Annotated in this window: 20 protein-coding genes; 14 read left to right on the forward strand and 6 right to left on the reverse strand. The window is 68.5% G+C overall.

Annotation, left to right across the window (positions count from 1 at the left end; all coding sequences use genetic code 11):
- Positions 1-43 precede the first annotated feature (43 nt).
- Together C3942_RS10900 and C3942_RS10905 are read left to right on the forward strand one after the other, a co-directional pair.
- Complete coding sequence (locus C3942_RS10900; RefSeq protein ID WP_104230415.1) at positions 44-949, forward strand: bestrophin family protein; 906 nt, start codon at positions 44-46, stop codon at positions 947-949.
- Between the two features lie 117 nt (positions 950-1,066).
- Positions 1,067-1,558: a nuclear transport factor 2 family protein gene (locus C3942_RS10905; RefSeq protein ID WP_104230416.1), complete on the forward strand. Its 492-nt coding sequence runs from the start codon at positions 1,067-1,069 to the stop codon at positions 1,556-1,558.
- Positions 1,559-1,574: 16 nt separating this feature from the next.
- Here C3942_RS10905 and C3942_RS10910 read toward each other — a convergent pair whose 3' ends face one another.
- A complete protein-coding gene (locus C3942_RS10910) occupies positions 1,575-2,219 on the reverse strand; it encodes a TetR/AcrR family transcriptional regulator (protein ID WP_104230417.1) in 645 nt (214 codons plus the stop codon).
- An 84-nt stretch (positions 2,220-2,303) separates the two neighbouring features.
- Here C3942_RS10910 and C3942_RS10915 point away from each other — a divergent pair, with 84 nt between their 5' ends.
- Both C3942_RS10915 and C3942_RS10920 read left to right on the forward strand, forming a co-directional pair.
- Positions 2,304-2,789, forward strand: coding sequence for a styrene oxide isomerase (locus tag C3942_RS10915; protein WP_104230418.1), 486 nt, complete (start codon positions 2,304-2,306; stop codon positions 2,787-2,789).
- The gene (locus C3942_RS10920; RefSeq protein ID WP_104230419.1) at positions 2,786-3,754 is read left to right on the forward strand and encodes an ester cyclase; all 969 of its coding nucleotides are present in this window, start codon (positions 2,786-2,788) and stop codon (positions 3,752-3,754) included. Before C3942_RS10915 ends, C3942_RS10920 begins: the two co-directional genes overlap by 4 nt.
- A gap of 190 nt (positions 3,755-3,944) precedes the next feature.
- On the opposite strand, the gene C3942_RS10925 is transcribed toward C3942_RS10920, so the two are convergent.
- Positions 3,945-4,283, reverse strand: coding sequence for a hypothetical protein (locus tag C3942_RS10925; RefSeq protein WP_104230420.1), 339 nt, complete (start codon positions 4,281-4,283; stop codon positions 3,945-3,947).
- Between the two features lie 109 nt (positions 4,284-4,392).
- On the opposite strand from C3942_RS10925, the gene C3942_RS10930 reads away from it, so the two are divergent.
- The 7 genes from C3942_RS10930 to C3942_RS10960 all read left to right on the forward strand — a co-directional run bounded on the left by C3942_RS10930 (position 4,393) and on the right by C3942_RS10960 (position 11,535).
- Complete coding sequence (locus C3942_RS10930) at positions 4,393-5,298, forward strand: alpha/beta fold hydrolase (RefSeq protein WP_104230421.1); 906 nt, start codon at positions 4,393-4,395, stop codon at positions 5,296-5,298.
- Positions 5,299-5,373: 75 nt separating this feature from the next.
- A complete protein-coding gene (locus C3942_RS10935) occupies positions 5,374-6,702 on the forward strand; it encodes a serine/threonine-protein kinase (protein WP_104230422.1) in 1,329 nt (442 codons plus the stop codon).
- A 147-nt stretch (positions 6,703-6,849) separates the two neighbouring features.
- The gene (locus C3942_RS10940; RefSeq protein WP_243393576.1) at positions 6,850-8,238 is read left to right on the forward strand and encodes a serine/threonine-protein kinase; all 1,389 of its coding nucleotides are present in this window, start codon (positions 6,850-6,852) and stop codon (positions 8,236-8,238) included.
- 86 nt (positions 8,239-8,324) lie between these two features.
- On the forward strand, positions 8,325-9,002 hold the full coding sequence (locus tag C3942_RS10945; protein ID WP_104230423.1) for a DUF6989 domain-containing protein: 678 nt from the start codon (positions 8,325-8,327) through the stop codon (positions 9,000-9,002).
- Positions 9,003-9,047: 45 nt separating this feature from the next.
- Complete coding sequence (locus C3942_RS10950) at positions 9,048-9,650, forward strand: outer membrane lipoprotein (RefSeq protein ID WP_104230424.1); 603 nt, start codon at positions 9,048-9,050, stop codon at positions 9,648-9,650.
- Positions 9,651-9,739: 89 nt separating this feature from the next.
- Positions 9,740-11,023 (forward strand): phosphoribosylamine--glycine ligase, encoded by a 1,284-nt coding sequence (purD, locus tag C3942_RS10955; RefSeq protein WP_104230521.1) that lies wholly within the window; start codon positions 9,740-9,742, stop codon positions 11,021-11,023.
- Positions 11,023-11,535: an ATP-dependent zinc protease family protein gene (locus tag C3942_RS10960; RefSeq protein WP_104230425.1), complete on the forward strand. Its 513-nt coding sequence runs from the start codon at positions 11,023-11,025 to the stop codon at positions 11,533-11,535. The genes purD and C3942_RS10960 overlap by 1 nt, the downstream gene beginning before the upstream one ends.
- A gap of 539 nt (positions 11,536-12,074) precedes the next feature.
- Here C3942_RS10960 and rho read toward each other — a convergent pair.
- Together rho and trxA are read right to left on the reverse strand one after the other, a co-directional pair.
- A complete protein-coding gene (gene rho / locus C3942_RS10965) occupies positions 12,075-13,310 on the reverse strand; it encodes a transcription termination factor Rho (RefSeq protein ID WP_436286239.1) in 1,236 nt (411 codons plus the stop codon).
- A 307-nt stretch (positions 13,311-13,617) separates the two neighbouring features.
- Positions 13,618-13,953 (reverse strand): thioredoxin TrxA, encoded by a 336-nt coding sequence (gene trxA / locus C3942_RS10970; protein ID WP_104230426.1) that lies wholly within the window; start codon positions 13,951-13,953, stop codon positions 13,618-13,620.
- Between the two features lie 256 nt (positions 13,954-14,209).
- On the opposite strand from trxA, the gene C3942_RS10975 reads away from it, so the two are divergent.
- Positions 14,210-15,511 carry a DEAD/DEAH box helicase gene (locus C3942_RS10975; RefSeq protein ID WP_104230427.1) on the forward strand — a complete coding sequence of 434 codons (1,302 nt, stop codon included), beginning with the start codon at positions 14,210-14,212 and terminating at the stop codon, positions 15,509-15,511.
- A gap of 126 nt (positions 15,512-15,637) precedes the next feature.
- Positions 15,638-16,786: a D-alanyl-D-alanine endopeptidase gene (gene pbpG / locus C3942_RS10980; protein WP_104230428.1), complete on the forward strand. Its 1,149-nt coding sequence runs from the start codon at positions 15,638-15,640 to the stop codon at positions 16,784-16,786.
- Positions 16,787-16,845: 59 nt separating this feature from the next.
- On the opposite strand, the gene yrfG is transcribed toward pbpG, so the two are convergent.
- The gene (yrfG, locus tag C3942_RS10985; protein ID WP_104230429.1) at positions 16,846-17,520 is read right to left on the reverse strand and encodes a GMP/IMP nucleotidase; all 675 of its coding nucleotides are present in this window, start codon (positions 17,518-17,520) and stop codon (positions 16,846-16,848) included.
- Between the two features lie 41 nt (positions 17,521-17,561).
- On the opposite strand from yrfG, the gene cysQ reads away from it, so the two are divergent.
- On the forward strand, positions 17,562-18,362 hold the full coding sequence (cysQ, locus tag C3942_RS10990) for a 3'(2'),5'-bisphosphate nucleotidase CysQ (RefSeq protein ID WP_104230430.1): 801 nt from the start codon (positions 17,562-17,564) through the stop codon (positions 18,360-18,362).
- Between the two features lie 43 nt (positions 18,363-18,405).
- Here the strand turns inward: cysQ and mtnC are convergent, their stop codons facing one another.
- Positions 18,406-19,080 (reverse strand): acireductone synthase, encoded by a 675-nt coding sequence (gene mtnC, locus C3942_RS10995; RefSeq protein ID WP_104230431.1) that lies wholly within the window; start codon positions 19,078-19,080, stop codon positions 18,406-18,408.
- Between the last annotated feature and the right edge of the window lie 18 nt (positions 19,081-19,098).

Genomic DNA, 19,098 nt, shown 5'->3' on the forward strand with positions numbered 1-19,098 from the left:
ACCGCCATAGCGGCCACGACGGGCGCCACCCCGCGGGCCTCCGATGATCGTCCGTCCCCGCCTGCACTGGCTGCGCATGCTGTTCGTCTGGCGCGGCTCCGTGCTCGGCCGCATCCTTCCCCAGCTCGCGCTCACCACCGGCCTGGCCGCCGCGGTCACGGCCGTGGACGGCGTCGTCTTCGGCTTCCGGATCAACCTGACGGTCGCCCCGTTCACCCTGCTGGGCATCGCCCTGGCCATCTTCCTGGGCTTCCGCAACAGCGTCAGCTACGACCGCTGGTGGGAAGCCCGCAAGCTCTGGGGCGCCGTGCTCAACGATGCCCGCAGCCTGGCGCGGCAGGTCCAGAGCCTGGCCGACACCGACGAGGCCACGCGGCGGCGCTTTGCCCTCGGCGTCATCGCCTTCGTCCATGCGCTGAAGCACCAGCTGCGCGAAACCCCGGCCGAGACCGACCTCGCCCGCCTGCTGCCGCCGGAATGGCTGCCCCGGGTGGCGGCCGCGCGCTACAAGCCGGCGGTGATCCTGGTGATGCTCGGCGGGCTGCTGCGCGGGCTGCGCTTCGAGGAGCCGGTGCGCATCCTCGCCATGGACGGCCACCTGGGGCGGCTCAATGAATCGCTGGGCGGCTGCGAGCGCATCGCCTCCACGCCCATTCCCTTCGCCTACTCGGTGATCCTGCATCGCACCGCCTACCTGTACAGCTTCCTGCTGCCCTTCGGCCTGGTCGGCACGGTCGGCGCTCCCACCCCGCTGATCGTCGCCTTCGTGTCCTACACCTTCTTCGCGCTGGAAGCGCTGGCCGAGGAAATCCAGGACCCCTTCGGCATGGAGCACAACGACCTGGCGCTGGACGCCATGTCGGTGATGATCGAGACCACGGTGCTCGAGATGCTCGGCGAAACCCGGCTGCCCGATCCGGTCGCCGCGGACCACTTCCTCCTGCGCTGAATGGCGGCACCCGGATTCCCGGACCGCTCACCGAGAGATCCGTCTCCTTCATCCGGCGGAGGCGCACCCGCTCCGCCTGCCCCAGGCTTCCCGCATCACCGCCGTCCGGAGCCCGCCATGAACGCGACCGAGAAACTGCTGGCCATCGAGGAGATCCGCAACGTCTTCGCCCGCCGCCTGCGCTACATGGATCTCAAGCAGTGGGACCTGTACGGCAGCGTGCACACCGATGACGCCTGGTCGGAAACCTACGGCGACCTGCCCGCCGCACTGCAGCCGCAGTCCGGCGGCGTGCGCAACAAGGTCGTGGGCCCGCAGGCGCTGGCGGATGCGATCCGGCACTTCATGGAGCACCGCACGCCGATCACCTCCGTGCACCATGCGCACACGCCGGAGATCGACATCACCTCCGACACCACCGCCTCCGGCATCTGGCCGATGGAGGATCACCTCTGGTGGGAAGAAGGAGAACGCCGGGAATTCCTGCACGGCTACGGCCATTACCACGAGCACTACCGCAAGGTCGAAGGCCGCTGGCTGATCTGCTACCGCAAGCTCACCCGCCTGCGCGTGGACCGCACGCCGGGGTTTTACGACCGGCTCCTCTGAGCCCGCCGGAATCCACTCAGGAGCGCCCCTGCCGGAGCAGGAGTCCCTGCGGATCCTCCAAGCCCTGCATCAGCGTGCGCACCATCGGCGGCACCAGTTCGTCCAGCGAGCGCCCCATCACGAGCTGGCCAGCCACCTCCAGCGACACCAGGCCGTGGGCGCCCGCCCAGAACAGGTGGCTGGCGGTCAGGGGATCCACCGCCAGCTTCAGCTCTCCGGCCGCCTGAGCCGCCTCCACCGTGCGCGTGCAGACATCCAGCGCGTCGCGCTTCGCCGCGGCGAGTTCCAGCGAGCGCGGGCCGCCGGCACCTTCCGTCAGCCCGAAGAACATCAGCGCGTAGCGCTGCGGCCGCCCGACACCCGCGCGGATGAAGGCCTCGGCCAGCGAACGCAGACGCTGCCGCGGCGGGTCCTGGGGCCGGATCGCCGCCAGCATCTCCCGCTCCATCCAGCGGAAGGCCTGCGCCCGCATCGCCACCAGCAGCGCGTCCTTGCCCGGAAAGTAGCGGTACGGCGCCGCGTAGCTGCAGCCCAGCACCGCCGCCACCTTGCGGAAGCTCACCGCCTCCAGCCCCCCGGACTCGAACAGCGTCATCGCCGCCTCCAGGATCCCGGCGCGCCGTTGCTCCACCTCGTGTTCGCTGAAGGATTGTCTTGCCATGGATAAAGTTGACAGTATTAATTTAATAGTGTCAACCTTTCGGCGACAGGCGTATGGATCGCCTGCGCATCGGGAGGGAGACCCATGACAAGAGACAGCCTGAGCGCCCCGGAGCGGGCCCGCATCCTGGCGCCCGCCGCCGCCCTGTTCGCCTTCGGCCTGGTGATCGGCCTGGTCTTCACCTTCGAGGCCATCGGCCACGTCGCCGCCTGGCCGCTGTTGCCGGCGCTGGACTTCCAGATGCCCGGCACCGAGGCCGCCTGGCGGCGCGCCCACCTGGGCGCGCTCATCAATGCCCTGGCGATGATCGCCTTCGCCGTGGCCGGCGGCAGCATCCTGCTCGGCGCCAGGGCCCGCGGCCTCTACATCCTCAGTGTCTGCATCACCGGCTGGGCCAACACGCTCGGCTTCCTCGTCGGCGCGCTGTTCGGGGTGCGCGGCCTGGAATTCGGCGCGCCCTGGGCCAATGCGCTCAACTACCTGCTGTTCCTGGCCGCCGTACCCACCGCCTTCGCCCAGTCCTGGCTGCTCTGGCAGGGCGCCCGCGCCCGGCGGGAATCCGCCGCATGAACGCCCTGGCGGTGATCTCCGGCCTGCTGCGCGGGCTGCTGCAGGCCCCGCGGCACCTGGGCTTCGCGCAACGCTTCCTCGGCCAGTGGAACGCGCATGACGTCGCCGGCATCTGCACTTCCATGCGCGGAGGCCGCTACCGCGATCCGCTGACGCAGACCCATCTCGCCGGCGAGGCCCTGCAGCGCCACGTGCAGGCGCTGTTCACCGCCTTCCCCGACCTGCAGCTCGGCCTCACCGGCCCGGTCATGACCGGGCGCAACGCCGTCTCCGCGCGCTACCGGCTGTCCGGCCACCACACCGGCCCGCTGCCCGGCGACATGGGCATCGACACCGTCACGCCCACCGGCCGCGCGCTGTCGCTGGAGGCAACGCTGTTCATCGCCTTCGACGGGGACGGAACCGTACGGGTGGAAAACCACTTCGACCTGCAGGAGCTCGCCGGCCAGCTCGACTTCCTCGCGCTGCTGATGCCGCGCCAGCAGGGCGACTACCAGTTCGGCGCCTACTACCGTCTGCACAAGGGCAACCCCACCCCGCCGGAAGCCATCGGCATCACCTGGCTGCAGGTGCGCGGCGGCCGGGCGCCGTTCGACCAGGCCGCGCAGGTCACCAACGCCGTGCTGGAAAGCTTCGCCGGCAAGCCCGGCTTCGTCACCGGCATCATCGGCGCCCGCCCGCCCGACGCGGACGGCCGTTCCTCCGGCTTCACCCTGTCCGCCTGGGAATCACTGGAGGCGCTGGAAGCCAACCTGCTGCCCAATCCCGATCACCAGCAGGTGGTCCAGCAATTCATGAAGGAAGGCCTGGCCTACGGCACGCATTCCCGCGTGTACCAGCTGGTGCGGGCCAAGCCGGTGATGATCGCCTGCCCCGCCTGCGGCAAGAAGAACAACGCGCACAAGAAGGTCCATGCCTGCTCGGCCTGCGGCGCCGCGCTGGAACCGGCTCCAGCCTACTGGTGAGCAGGCGCGGGCCATGGACGGCCGCGGTACCCCAGTTCAGCGGCAGGTACACGTCCGTGATCATCCCGTCCTCCCGCACATCCGGTCCGACGTTGACGTAGTGGAAGAAGACCGGAAATGCCCCGGCGCCCCGCCGCTGCGCGACAGCCATTCCCGGTACAGGTAGACCACCCGATCCGCACGTCCATCGCTACTCCCCCTCATCGCCGAGAGGCGACCACGCCGGCACCGCTTGGGCAAGCCTGCCGTTCTCCGCAAAGCGCAGGCCCAGGCTCCCCACCCAGACATAGCCCTCCTTCTCGAAGGGATGGGCGCCGGGCGCCGCGGCGGCGGCCGCCGCCAGCACCGACTCGCGCGTCGCCTCCGGCGGCACCGCCGCGCGGATGATGGCCAGCGACTGCCGCAGTGCTTCGGTCGTCTGCTGCAGCGAATCGCCCCGGTAGGCATACGAAATGCCCGCATCCAGCAGCCGTGCGGCCCACCAGGCATTGGACCCCAGCAGCAGGATGATGATGGTCGGTCGTCTCACGTGTCTCTCCGGCTCAGGCCGGCGATGGTGCCTGCGATCCGGCCCGGAAGCGACCTGACGCCGCCCTCACATCCTTGTCGCTCCGGAGCGCTGCGCTCACACTACCGCCATGACCCTCCGCACCTGGAAAGAAGCCGGCTCGCAGTTCCGCTTTGGCGGGCACGACATCTTCTACCGTGCCGAAGGCCGCGGCCGCGAGGCCCTGCTGTGCATCCACGGCTTCCCCACCGCATCCTGGGACTGGGAGCCGGTCTGGCCCTCGCTGCGCCAGCGCTTCGGCCACGTCGTGGCGCCCGACCTGCTGGGCTTCGGCTGGTCCGCCAAGCCGCGCCGCCACCATTACTCGCTGATCGAACAGGCCGACCTCTGCGATGCCCTGCTGGCCGAGCGCGGCATCGAGCGCGTCCACGTGCTGGCCCACGACTACGGCGTCAGCGTGGCGCAGGAGCTGCTGGCGCGCGAGATCAGCCAGCCGCAGCGCCGCGCGCAACTGCTCTCGGTGGTGTTCCTCAACGGCGGGCTGTTCCCGGAAACACACCGCGCCATCTGGCAGCAGCGCTGGCTCAACGGCCCCCTGGGGCCGCTGCTGGCGCAGCTGATGAACGAAAAGCGCTTCGGCGAAACCTTCGGCCGCGTCTTCGGCCCGGAAACCCGCCCCGGCATGATCGAGCTGCACGACTTCTGGCAGCTGATCTCGCACCAGGACGGCCACCGTCTCTCGCACCGCCTGATCCGCTACATCCGCGAGCGACGCATGAACCGCGAGCGCTGGGTCGCCGCGCTGCAGCGCTCGCCGGTGCCGCTGCGCCTGATCAACGGCCCGGAAGACCCGGTTTCCGGAGCCCACCTGCTGGAGCGCTACCGTGAGCTGGTCCCCGAACCGGACACGGTCAGCATTCCCGGCATCGGCCACTATCCCCAGGTCGAGGCGCCCGACCGCGTCCTGCGCGCCTTCCACGAGTTCCACGACCGCCTGTCCGGGCCTAGTGGAAACCGCCCCCGCTCGCTATCCTGACCCCAGCCGCGATTTGCGGACGGGGGAAGCAGTTTTGCGGACAGATCACAACAGGTCGCGGGGTTCGCCAGGGACATGAGCGACACCCAGGTCACCGAAGGCCAGGAGCGCCGCCTTCCGGAAGGGATACCGGAGCAGATCGGCAAGTACGAGGTTCGCGGCGAAATCGGCCGCGGTGCCTGCGGCGTCGTCTACAAGGGTTTCGATCCCTTCGTGCAGCGCGACGTCGCCATCAAGGTCGCCCTGCACGATGCCGAGTTCAAGTCCGACGCGGCCCACGAGCGCGCCTTCTTCGCCGAGGCCCGCGCCGCCGGCATGCTGGCCCACCCGCACATCGTCTCGCTGCACGACGCCGGCGTGGAGGGCGACCTCAGCTACCTGGTGATGGAGTACATCGACGGCGAGACCCTGCAGCCGCTGTGCCGCGCCAAGGGCGCGCGCGCGCCGCTGGACCAGGTCATCGACATCGTCTTCAAGTGCGCCAAGGCCCTGGACTATGCCCACGGCAAGGGCGTGCTCCACCGCGACATCAAGCCCAGCAACATCATGCTGACGCGCGAGGGCATCCCCAAGCTGATGGACTTCTCCATCGCCGAGATCAACTCCGGCGAGGCGAAGGAAGCCGAGCAGCAGGGCGTGCAGGGCTCGCCGCTGTACATGGCCCCCGAGCAGATCCGCCGCGAGCCGCTGACGCCGGCCACCGACCTCTACGCCCTGGGCGCGGTGATGTACCAGCTGCTCACCGGCCTGCCGCCGTTCCCGATCCCCGAGATTCCGCGCCTGTTCACCGCCATCAAGACCCAGCCGGCGCCGCGCGTGCGCGAGCTGCGGCCGGACGTGCCGGAAGCGGTGTCGGAGGTGGTCTCGCGCCTGCTGCTGAAGACCCCGGGGGAGCGCTTCCAGAGCGGCGGCGAGCTGGCTGTCACGCTGACGCGCCTGTTCGACCAGCTGCGCCAGCAGGGCCTGGTGATCAGCCGCCGCGAATCGCGCGACTCCCTGCGCCGCCTGCATTTCTTCGACGGCTTCTCCGACGAGGAGATCGACGAGATCCTCAACGCCAGCAGCATGGCCACCTACCAGGCCGGCGAGACCATCATCGCCGAGGGCGACATCGACGACTCCTTCTACATCCTCGCCCTGGGCAGCGCCGAGGTGCGCAAGGGCGGCAAGGCGATCTACCGCCTGGAGAAGGGCGACTGCGTCGGCGAGATCGGCTTCCTCTCCGCCACCAAGCGCACCGCCACGGTGGTGGCGCTGAACAAGGTCCTGGCCCTGAAGATCAACGCCACCCTGATGGAAAAGGTATCGCGCGACTGCCAGCTCAGATTTTACAAGGTTTTCACACAAACCCTGATCTATCGCCTGTCGGTCACCAGCGCGCGGCTGTCGGCCCTGACCAGTTAGGCTGATGTTCCCAGTCCAGGCAAATCAAGGGTTTGCATGGATTCCGGGCGACCTGCACGGGCCGCCTTCGTGGCAAGCTGAGCGTCACGTCAGGTATCCTGCGGGACATATAGGAGCCGCGGGATTCCACGCGGCCGTGGGGATCACGTGCAGTTAGACAAGAGCAACCCGGCGACCAAGTCGCGCCGGCGCGCGGGAGACACGGAGGTCAGCGCCATCCGGCGCCCGGCCGACCTGCCCGACTCGCCGCCGCAGACCATCGCCAAGTACGAGATCCGCGGCGAGATCGGCCGCGGCGCCTGCGGCGTCGTCTACAAGGCCTTCGATCCCTTCGTGCAGCGCGACGTCGCCATCAAGGTCGCCCTGCAGGACCCCGAGTTCAAGGCCGACGTCGCACACGAGCGCACCTTCTTCGCCGAGGCCCGCGCCGCCGGCATGCTGTCGCACAAGCACATCGTCTCGCTCTACGACGCCGGCGTGGAGGGCGACCTCAGCTACCTGGTGATGGAGTACATCGACGGCGAGACCCTGCAGCCGTTCTGCCGCCCCGGCGGCCAGCGCTTGCCGCTGGACCAGGTCATCGACATCGTCTTCAAGTGCGCCAAGGCGCTGGACTATGCCCATCACAAGGGCATCCTCCACCGCGACATCAAGCCCAGCAACATCATGCTGACGCGCGACGGCGTGCCCAAGCTCATGGACTTCTCCATCGCCGAGATCGGCCATGAGGTGAGCAGCACGCGCCACACCGGCGGCGGCACCGGCCTGCTGGGCTCGCCGCTGTACATGTCGCCGGAGCAGTCGCGCAACGAACAGCTCGACGGCACCAGCGACCTCTACTCGCTGGGCGCCGTGATGTTCCAGCTGCTCACCGGCCGGCCGCCGTTCCCGATGAAGGACATGAAGGAGCTGCTGCAGGCCATCGCCACCGAGCCGGCGCCGCGCGTCCGCGACCTGCGCCCCGACGTGCCGGCCGAGATCTCCAACCTGGTCTCGCGCCTGCTGCTGAAGACCCCGGAAGAGCGCTACCAGAAGGGCGGCGACCTCGCCGGCGCCCTGGCCCGCCTCTACGACCAGTTCAAGCTCGCCGGCCACACGGTGGGCCGCCGCGAATCGCGCGACTCGCTGCGCCGCCTGCACTTCTTCGACGGCTTCTCCGACGAGGACATCAACGAGATCCTCAACGTCAGCTCCATGGCCACCTACCAGCCGGGCGAGGCGCTGATCACCGAGAACGGCATCGACGCAGCCTTCTTCATCATCGCCCTGGGCACCGCCGAGGTGCAGAAGGGCGGGCGCGCGATCTACCGCCTGGAAAAGGGCGACTGCATGGGCGAGATCGGTTTCGTCTCCGGCGCCAAGCGTACCGGCAACGTCGTCGCGCTCAACCAGGTGCTGGCCCTCAAGCTCAACGCCAGCGCCATCGGCCGCATCTCCGAACGCTGCCAGCTGCGCTTCTACAAGGTCTTCACCGAAACCCTGATCTACCGCCTGTCCATGGCCAGCGCGCGCATCTCGGCGATGAACAACAGCTAGTGTCAATCAATACGCAAAAGCTGTTTTTGTAAATAAAAAAACAACAAGTCCGGCCAGCGCCGGCTCTCAAGGATGAGAACGCGGCCATGAGTCCCTCCACGCGCGACGCCCTCTGGTTCCATATCCTGTTCCTGGCGGCCGCCCTGCCGCTGGTGGCGCTGTCCGAGGGCACCGCCCGCGGCGAGCACCTGCTCTGGCTCACCCTCGGCTACCACTGCGCCCTGCCCCTGGTCAGCCTGGTCCGCCGCCACCACGAATGGCTGTTCCTGTGGCTGTTCCTGCTGCCCCTGGCGGCCGGGCAGGTGCTGCCGGACTGGGCCCTGGTGCGGGTGGCCGGCGTGCTGGTCTTCCCGGACCTGGGCCAGCCGCGCATCGGCGGCGACGTGCCCATCTACTTCCTCGGCCTGTGGATGATGCTGCTGTTCCCGGTGCTGCTGATCGGCCACTCCAGCCGCAGTCCCTACCTGGTGACCGGCCTGCTGGCCCTGGCCCTGTTCGCCTTCTGGGAGTGGGCCGCCCGTCCGCTGCAGATCTGGTACAACCGCGACGTGCTCGCCATCGACGGCATGGCGCTCTACCCCCTGGTCCCGGAAATGCTGCTGGCGCTCACGGCGCTATGGGCCTATCGTCACTTCGGCCGCGGCAGCATCGCCGGACGCCTGTTTGCCGCGCTGGGCGTCAACGTGTTCTATACCGGGGCCTGCTTCCTGTCGCTGCTGGGCATCGAGTACATCTACCGTTCAGCTTTGCTGGGTATTCTGTAGCCAGACCGTCCCGCAAGGACGGCAAGACAAATGGAGAATCAGCCAATGAACCAATCCCGCCTCACCACCCTCGGCGCCGCTCTGCTGGCGTCCGCGGTCCTGCTGGCAGGCTGCAACAAGCCTGCGGACCCGGCCCAGACCCCGCCGCCGCCGTCCACCGTGCCCACCACCGAGGTCCCGGCCGAGCCGGCGCCGCCCCCGGCCGAGCCCGTGGCGGAACCCGAACCCGCCCCGGCTCCGGCCCCCAAGCCGAAGCCCAAGCCCAAGCCCACTCCGAAGCCGGCCGAGCCGGTGAGCCCGCCGCCGCCCCAGGTCTGCTACGACTGCGGCACGGTCAGCTCCATCACCCCGGTGACGCAGAAGGGTGAGGCCGGCGCGCTCGGCACGCTTGGCGGCGCCGCCGCCGGCGGCGTGGCCGGTCACCAGTTCGGTGGCGGCCGCGGCAAGGACGTGGCCACCGTAGCCGGTGCCGTGCTCGGCGCCATGGCCGGCCGCGAGATCGAGAAGCGTGCCCGCAGCACCACGGTCTACCAGATCGGCGTGTCGATGGAGGACGGCAGCTCCCGCACCGTCACCGTCAACGACCCTGCCGGCCTGCAGGTGGGTTCGCGGGTCCGCGTCGACGGCAACAACCTGATGCCGCGCTAAGCCGGGCAAAGGGTAAAATAGAGAGGCCAGGCCGCAAGGCCTGGCCTTTTTTATTTCCGAAGCGAGAAGAGGCAGTCATGACGCAGGCGATGAAGGTACTGGTGATCGGTTCCGGCGGGCGCGAGCACGCGCTGGCCTGGAAGCTGGCGCAATCGCCGCGGGTGAGCGAGGTGATCGTGGCGCCGGGCAACGCCGGCACCGCCACGGAAGGCCGCTGCCGCAATGCCGCCGTGGCCGTGGACGACATCCCCGGGCTGCTGAAGCTGGCCCAGGCCGAGGGCGTGGGCTTCACCGTCGTCGGGCCCGAGGCGCCGCTGTCGCTGGGCGTGGTCGATGCCTTCCAGGCCGCCGGCCTGCGCATCTTCGGGCCCAGCAAGGCTGCCGCGCAGCTGGAGGCCTCCAAGGCCTTCACCAAGGACTTCCTCGAGCGCCACGCCATCCCCACCGCGCAGTACCGCGTCTTCACCGAGATCGACCCCGCCGTGGCCTACATCGCCCAGCGCGGCGCGCCCATCGTCGTGAAGGCCGACGGCCTGGCCGCCGGCAAGGGCGTGGTCGTGGCCACCACGGTGGAAGAGGCCCAGACCGCCGCGCGCGACATGCTCGGCGGCGAAATGCTGGGCCAGGCCGGCGCCCGCATCGTCGTCGAGGATTTCCTCGATGGCGAAGAGGCCAGCTTCATCGTCGTGGCCAGCGGCACGAGCTACGTCGCCATGGCCACCAGCCAGGACCACAAGCGCATCGGCGACGCCGACACCGGCCCCAATACCGGCGGCATGGGCGCCTACTCCCCCGCCCCGGTCGTGACCCAGGAAGTGCACGCCCGCGCCTGCCGCGAGGTGATCGAGCCCACCCTGCGCGGCATGGCCGCCGAGGGCGCGCCCTTCACCGGCTTCCTCTACGCCGGCCTGATGATCAACAGCCAGGGCGCACCGCGCGTGCTGGAGTTCAACGTGCGCATGGGCGACCCGGAAACCCAGCCCATCCTGTTTCGCCTCGACTCCGACCTGCTGGACCTGCTCGAAGCCGCCGTCGACAGCCAGCTCGAAGCCGCCCAGCCCCGCTGGAGCCCGCAGCCCGCCCTGGGCGTGGTGATGGCCGCCGCCGGCTACCCCGGCCCCATCGCCAAGGGCGACGCCATCGTCGGCCTGGACGCCGCGCTGGGCACCGCCAAGGTCTTCCACGCCGGCACCACGCTGCAAGGCGGCCAGGTCGTCACCAGCGGCGGCCGCGTGCTCTGCGTCGTCGCCCGCGGCGACACCGTGGGCGAGGCCCAGGCGCAGGCCTATGCCGCCGTGCGCAAGATCGGCTGGAAGGGCGTGCAGTTCCGCAACGACATCGGCTACCGCGCCATCGCGCGCGAACGCTCCTGATGCGCGCCGCCGCGGGTCTGATGCTCGCGGCATGGCTGCCGCTGACCGCCCTGGCGCAGGAAGCCGATCCCTGGGAACTCGTCGAGGCTCCGTCCGCGACCTACGGCTGGACCGAGCGCGTGCGCGTCGAGACACTGACGCGCTACTTCGAGCTGGAAGCCAAGCTCGACACCGGCGCCGCCTCGTCCTCGCTGCATGCCACGGACATCGAGCTGTTCGAGCGCGAGGGCCAGAACTGGGTGCGCTTCACCGTCGAGGGCCAGCCGCTGGAGCAGCCGGTGGCGCGCCGCGTGCGCATCAAGCAGAAGAACGGCGAGCCCGCGCAGGAGCGCTGGGTCGTGCGCCTGGACCTCTGCGTCGGCCGGGTCTTCATGCCCGCCGACTTCAGCCTGGTGGACCGCGGCAACTTCAGCACCCCCGCCCTGCTGGGCCGCGACGTGCTGCAGCACCTGGGGCCGGTGGATACGGAGAAGACGTTCACCGCGGAGCCGAGGTGTGCGGCACCGCCGTGACTTCTTGCCTCCCTCTCACCGCTTGCGGGGAGAGGGTTGGCGAGGGCACGGATGCCCGAGGCAGGGCAACGCTTGGAGCCGTTGCCGGGAAGCCATACACCGCACCGCCCGTTCACACCGAGTAGCCCGCGAAGCAGGCGTATCGAGGTGCCCCACCGGCGGCGCACCCTTGATACACCGCTATGCAGTACTCGGCGGCACGGGTGGGTGGTTGGCTCAACAAACAAAAGGGCCGCAATCTCTCGCGGCCCCTGCGCTTGCAGCATCGCAGCCCGGCTTCGCGCCGCGAAGCCGCGAAACTATCACGCCCCACCGCCCGTTCACACCGAGTAGCCCGCGAAGCAGGCGTAACGAGGTGCCCTACCACGCTTCGCAAACGAACAAAAGAAAAAGGGCCACTGCTTCCAGTGGCCCTTCATGGGTTTCATACGCTCACTGGCGAGGCCAGGATCCCCGACTTCGTTGGGTGTGATGGCTTATCGCGGACTGACATTGAGTCAGTCCGCGACCGGGCCATCACATCCACGCTGCTCGGAGCTTTAATTCCTCTTCATCGAATCGAAGAACGCCTGGTTCGTCTTGGTGTGCTTCATGCGGTCGATCAGCATTTCCATGGCGGCCAGCTCGTCCATGTCGTGCAGCACCTTGCGCAGGATCCAGACCTTGTTGAGGTCGCCCGGATCCATCATCAGCTCTTCCTTGCGGGTACCGGAGCGGTTGATGTTGATCGCGGGGAACACGCGCTTCTCGGCGATGCGGCGCTCCAGGTGGAGCTCCATGTTGCCGGTGCCCTTGAATTCCTCGTAGATCACCTCGTCCATCTTCGAGCCGGTGTCGATCAGCGCGGTGGCGATGATGGTCAGCGAGCCGCCTTCCTCGACGTTGCGCGCGGCACCGAAGAAGCGCTTGGGCTTCTGCAGGGCGTTGGCGTCGACGCCGCCGGTCAGCACCTTGCCGGAGCTCGGGGCCACGGTGTTGTAGGCGCGGGCCAGGCGGGTGATGGAGTCCAGCAGGATCACCACGTCGCGCTTGTGCTCGACCAGGCGCTTGGCCTTCTCGATCACCATCTCGGCGACCTGCACGTGGCGCGTGGCCGGCTCGTCGAAGGTGGAGGAGATCACCTCGGCGCGCACGGTGCGCTGCATGTCGGTGACTTCTTCCGGGCGCTCGTCGACGAGCAGGATGATCAGGTAGACGTCCGGGTAGTTCGCCGCGATCGACTGCGCGATGTTCTGCATCATGATCGTCTTGCCGGCCTTGGGCGGCGAGACGATCAGGCCGCGCTGGCCCTTGCCGAAGGGCGCGACCAGGTCGATGATGCGGGCGGTGATGTCTTCGGTGGTGCCGTTGCCGCGCTCCATCTTGAACTGCTCGTCCGCGAACAGCGGCGTCAGGTTCTCGAAGGACACCTTCTTGCGGCTGACCTCGAAGGGCTCGAAGTTGATCGAGTCGACCTTGAGCAGCGCGAAGTAGCGCTCGTTGTCCTTCGGGGAGCGCACGCGCCCCGCGATGGTGTCGCCGGTGCGCAGCGCAAAGCGGCGGATCTGGCTGGGCGAGATGTAGACGTCGTCCGGGCCGGCCAGGTAGGACGCATCGGGACCGCGCAGGAAGCCGTAGCCGTCCGGCATGATCTCCAGCACGCCCTCGATGTAGATGTGCTCGCCGCGGCGCGCGGCGGCCTTCAGGATCGTGAAGATCAGATCCTGCTTCTTGACGCGGGCGATGTTCTCCAGGCCCTGCTGCTCGGCAAGCTCGAGCAGCGCCGCCGCCGTCATCTTCTTCAGGTCGGGGACGTGGATGACCTTGGGCGGCTGGGCCGGCTGCTGCTGGTAGCCGCCATTGCCGTTGCCGTTGCCGCCCTCGTCGTCGTCGGCCATCTGCGGCGGCGGGCGGGAGGCATCCAGGGCCTCGCCGCCGGGCGCCATCGGCCCGTCGACCACCAGCGCGGGATCTTCCGGCTGCAGGTCGAAATCGTCTTCGGGGAACCCCTGGTTGGCGAGATTGTTGCCGCCGCCCTGCTGGTTGGGGTTGTTGTTGCGGCCACCACCGCCGTGGCGGCGGTGGCGTTTCATGCGCTGGTTATTAGGCGGCATTTACGTGGGGAGTGACAAAAGCGGCCAACTGGGCCTTGTGGACGGCGCCAACCTGGGTCGCGGCCGCCTGGCCGTTCTTGAACAGGATCAGCGTCGGGATGCCGCGGATGCCGAACTTCGGGGGGGTCCCCGGATTCTCATCCACGTTGAGTTTCACGACCTTGAGCTTGCCGGCGTTTTCCTGGGCAACCTGCTCCAGGATCGGGGCGATCATCCGGCAGGGGCCGCACCATTCCGCCCAGAAATCAACCAGGACGGGCAGGTCCGACTTGAGCACGTCCTGCTCGAACGTGGCGTCGGTGACGGCGGAGATGTGTTCGCTCATGGGATACCTCGGTTAGTGGGCCAATGCGGGGGTGACAGGCCCCGCATACCAGTAAATGGGGGGTACAGCCAAAGCGCACAAGACGCGCAAAAAAACAGTCAGATCGTTATGATTAATTTTTGAAACGGGGAAATAGCGGGCTGTTTAGGTCGCGGCCGGTGATCCAAAAGACGCCGCGCAGCCTGTGTGATGGCTCTATTTCATCCCATCCGACCGCCGCTTGCAAGAGCGCTGGTCCCGACAATAGATACCATTCATGCAGCCCCAGCACCTCAGCGAAGTCAGTTTCGAGTCCCTGCCCCTGCACCCCCTGCTGAAAGCGGGGCTGGCCAAGTTGGGCTTTACGCACTGCACCCCCATCCAGGCGCAGACCCTGCCCCTGGCCCTGGAGGGCGGCGACCTGGCCGGCCAGGCCCAGACCGGCACCGGCAAGTCCGCGGCCTTCCTGCTGGCGGCCATGCACCGGCTGCTGACCCGCCCCCGCCGGGAGGGGGCCGACCCCCGGCAGCCGCGCGCGCTGATGATGGCGCCCACCCGCGAGCTGGCCATCCAGATCCTCAAGGATGCCGAGCAGCTGGGCGCCGAGACCGGCCTGCGCATGGTGGTCTGCTACGGCGGCGCCGGCTACGAGACCCAGCGCGCGGCGATCGAGGCCGGCATCGACATCCTGATCGGCACCCCGGGCCGCCTGATCGACTACTACAAGCAGGGCACCTACAAGCTCGACCAGATCGAGGTCCTGGTCCTGGACGAGGCCGACCGCATGTTCGACCTCGGCTTCATCGCCGACATCCGCTACATGCTGCGCAAGCTGCCGCCGGCCGACCAGCGCAGCAACTACCTGTTCTCGGCCACCTTGTCCCAGCGCGTACTCGAGCTTGCCTACGAGCACATGAACTCGCCGAAGAAGGTCGAGATCGAGCCCGAGCAGGTCACGGCCGAGCGCGTGCGCCAGGGCCTGATCCATGTCGCCAACGACGAGAAGCTGGCCATGCTGGTCGGCCTGCTGCGCCACCACGACCCCTTCCGCACCCTGGTGTTCCTCAACACCAAGCGCGGCGCCGAGGAGGTGGAGGCCGCCCTCAAGCTCAACGGCTTCGAGGCCGCGACCCTGTCCGGCGACGTCGCCCAGACCAAGCGCATCAAGCTGCTGGACGACTTCAAGGAAGGCCGCCTGCCGATCCTGGTCGCCACCGACGTGGCGGCCCGCGGCCTGCACATCCCCGGCGTGTCGCACGTGATCAACTACGACCTGCCGCAGGACCCGGAGGACTACGTCCACCGCATCGGCCGCACCGCGCGCGCCGGCGCCACCGGCGACGCCATCTCCTTCTGCTGCGAGACCTGGGTCTACTCCCTGCCGCCGATCGAGAAGTACATCGGCGCCAAGATCCCGCTGATGCCGGAAGCGCACGACTGGCTGGCCACCGATTTCGTCGCCCCGCCGCGCCAGCCGCGGCGCCATTTCGGCGGACGCGGCGGCGGACGCTCCGGCGGAGGCCGTCCTGGGGGCGGTCGTCCGGGCGGCGGACGCGGCGGCCCCGGTCGGCGCCGCTGAACCGCCTGTCAGGTTTGCATTAAAACTTCTTCACAAGTCGTTGCCGTTGATATATTTTCCGTCCTTGTACGGACGGATGCCGCCAACGGCTACGGGGCAGGAATGAAGAAAACCAAGACAGGCGGAATGCTTGCCGGCTGGCGCCAGCTGCTGCTGGCCCTCGCCTTGGCCGGCCTGACCGCCGGCACCACCCCGGCCCTGGCCGCCACGCCGGCCAAGGACAAGGCCGCCAAGGCCAGCAGCGCCGGCGCCAAGAAGGACGCCGCCGGCACCAAGTCCACGACCAAGCGCAAGAGCACGGTCAGCAAGAAGAAGAGCACGGCCAAGTCCAAGGGCAAGGCCTCCAGCAAGAAGCGCGTCTCGCGCAAGACCACCAAGCGCTCGGTGCGCCGCGTCGTCGCGGTGGCCCCGGCCGTTCCCACCATGGGCCAGGCCCTGGGCCTGCACCACACGCGCGACGAACTCAACCTGGGCTCCAGCGTGGCGATGGTGGTGGACCAGCGCACCCACGAGGTGCTGTTCTCCAAGAATCCCGACGCGGTGCTGCCGATCGCCTCGATCACCAAGCTGATGACGGCCCTGGTGGTGATGGAAGCGCGCCTGCCGCTGACCGAGATCCTGACCATCACCAGCCAGGACATCGACACCGAGAAGAACAGCCACTCGCGCCTGCGCGTCGGCGCGGAGCTGAGCCGCGAGGACCTGCTGCTGCTGGCGCTGATGTCCTCCGAGAACCGCGCCGCCTCCGCGCTGGGCCGCAACTACCCGGGCGGCATCACCGCCTTCGTCGGCGCCATGAACCGCAAGGCGCGCGAGCTGGGCATGCGCGACTCGCGCTTCGTCGACTCCACCGGCCTGTCCAGTTCCAACGTGTCCAGCGCGAACGACCTCGTGCGCATGGTCAACGCCGCCTATCGCGATCCGCTGATCCGCCGCTTCTCGACGCAGTCCGAGCACACCGTGGCGCTGGGCCGCCAGAACATGCAGTTCGTCAGCAGCAACCGCCTGGTGCGCTACCGCGGCGACGACTGGCAGATCGGCCTGCAGAAGACCGGCTACATCAGCGAGGCCGGCCGCTGCCTGGTGATGCAGGCCCGCATCCAGGACCGCCCGGTGATCATGGTGTTCCTCGATTCCGCCGGAAAGCTGACCCGCTTCGCCGACGCCCAGCGCGTGCGCACCTGGCTGGAAACCCGCCCGCGCGAGCACATCGCCAGCCCGTCGCAGGGCGGCCTGATGCCGGCCTCGGTGCCCCCGCCGCCGAGCAACCTGTAGCGGTTCTGCCAGACACGAAAAAGGCCCGCGATGCGGGCCTTTTTCGTGTCCGCGCCCACCTAGCGGGGAATCAGCTGCTCGATGCGGTCCGCCGCGGGATCCCAGTCGAAATCCGCCCGGCATGGCTGCGTGGAGTCCGGATGGCGCAGGCCCACCACCTGCCCCACGCCGAAGCGGCGCGCCGCCTGCAGCACCGGCAGGCTGTCGTCCACGAACAGCGCCCGCTCCCGCTCGAAGGGCTTGTCCGCCAGGAAGCGCTGCCAGAACAGCGGATCCTCCTTGGGCGCGCCGTAGTCATGGGAGCTGACGATGTGGTGGAAGTAGTGCCCCAGCCCGGTCTGCTCCATCTTCAGCGTCCAGCTGTCGCGGTGGGCATTGGTGGCCAGCCACAGCTGCCGGCCGGAATCGCGCACATGCCGCAGGAAATCCTCGGCGCCGTCCAGCGCGCGGATGTGCTGGCGGATCTCCCGCTTGAGTCCGGCCACGTCGAGCCCGGTGATGCCGCTCCAGTAGTCGGTGCAGTACCAGGGCAGCGTATGCTGCACCTCGACGAAGCGCGGCAGCAGTTCCGCGCGCGCATCCTCCAGGCTCAGTCCCCTGGCCCAGGCATAGCGCTCCGGGATCAGCTCGCGCCAGAAGTAGTTGTCGTAGGCCAGGTCCAGGATCGTGCCGTCCATGTCCAGGATGACCCAATCGGCCCGGGACCAGTCCACTTGAAGGAGGTTCTCGCTCATCAGGGGCTTATGATAGCCGCCTGATTCCCAGGAGGCGTCACGTGAAGGTATCGCAGGAAACCCTGGACCAGGTGCTGGCCATCGCCCTCGGGGCCGGCGAGAAGATCCTGGCCATCTACCAGTCGGACATCGCCGTCACGAAGAAGGACGACGATTCCCCGCTGACCCAGGCCGACCTCGCCGCGCACCACCACATCGTCGCCGGCCTCAAGGCCCTGGCGCCGGACATCCCGGTGCTGTCGGAAGAGGATGCCGGCATCCCCTACGAGACCCGCCGCCAGTGGTCGCGCTACTGGCTGGTGGACCCCCTGGACGGCACCAAGGAATTCATCAAGCGCAACGGCGAGTTCACCGTCAACATCGCCCTGGTCGACCACGGCGCGCCGGTGCTGGGCGTGGTGCACGGCCCGGTGCTGGAGACCAGCTGGATCGCCGCGCAGGGCCTGGGCGCCTGGCGCATCGAGAATGGACAGCGCAGCGCCATCCGCACACGCAAGTCGCCGGCCCGCCCGGCGCTGGTGGTGAGCAAGTCGCACCGCGACGCCGCGCTGGAAGCCTTCCTGGAAAAGATGCCGGAACACGAGGCGGTCAGCCGCGGCTCCTCGCTGAAGTTCTGCCTGGTGGCCGATGGCGTCGCCGACCTCTACCCGCGCACCGGCCCCACCAGCGAATGGGACACCGCCGCCGGCCAGTGCGTGGCCGAGCAGGCCGGAGCCCAGGTGCTGGTGATGCCGGGTCTGCAGCCGCTGCGCTACAACCAGAAGGAATCGCTGCTGAACCCGCTGTTCGTGGTGATCGGCGATCCGTCCTACGGCTGGGCGGATCGCCTGCCGAAGGCGTAAGCGTACCGGCAACGAAGAACGGGCCCTTGGGGCCCGTTCCGTCCTACACCACCACCTCGGTGAGTTTCTGCACCTGCTGGTGCCCGGCCGCCGGCCGGGTGCGTTCGTCGCGCAGCAGCTGGCAGGTCTTCAGGCCCGCAGCCTGGGCGGCGTCCAGTTCCTCACCGATATCGGACAGGAACAGAACCTGCTCGCCGGGCAGTCCGATCTGCTTGAGGATGTTGCGGTAGGAGGCCGCCTCGCGCTTGCCGCCGACGCGCGTGTCGAAGTAACCGGAGAACAGCGGCGTCAGGTCGCCCGCGTCGCTGTAGCCGAAGATCAGTCGCTGCGCTTCCTCGGAGCCCGAAGAATAGACGTAGAGGCGCAGGCCCTGGCCCTGCCAGCGGCGCAGCGCTTCCGGCGTGTCGGCGTAGACGTGGCCCTTCAGTTCACCGGCCTCGTAGCCCTGGCGCCAGATCATGCCCTGCAGGGCCTTGAGCGGCGTGTACTTGCGGTCCTCGGCGATCCACTGCTCCAGCACGTCGGCCGCCTCGTTCAGCGACAGGTCGCGGTTTTCCTGGCGTTCCACCTCGGCCAGCTCGCGCTGCACCGCGTCGTTGCCGGCCTGGGCCCGCAGGAAGGCGCGCATGTGCTGCTTCGCATAGGGGAACAGCGACTGGTGCACGAAATCGATCGAGGAGGTCGTTCCCTCGATATCCGTAATTATGGCTTTGATCATTTTCCTGTCCGCACCGCG

It is taken from the genome of Solimonas fluminis (genome assembly GCF_002930645.1).
In the GTDB taxonomy this organism is placed as follows: domain Bacteria; phylum Pseudomonadota; class Gammaproteobacteria; order Nevskiales; family Nevskiaceae; genus Solimonas_A; species Solimonas_A fluminis.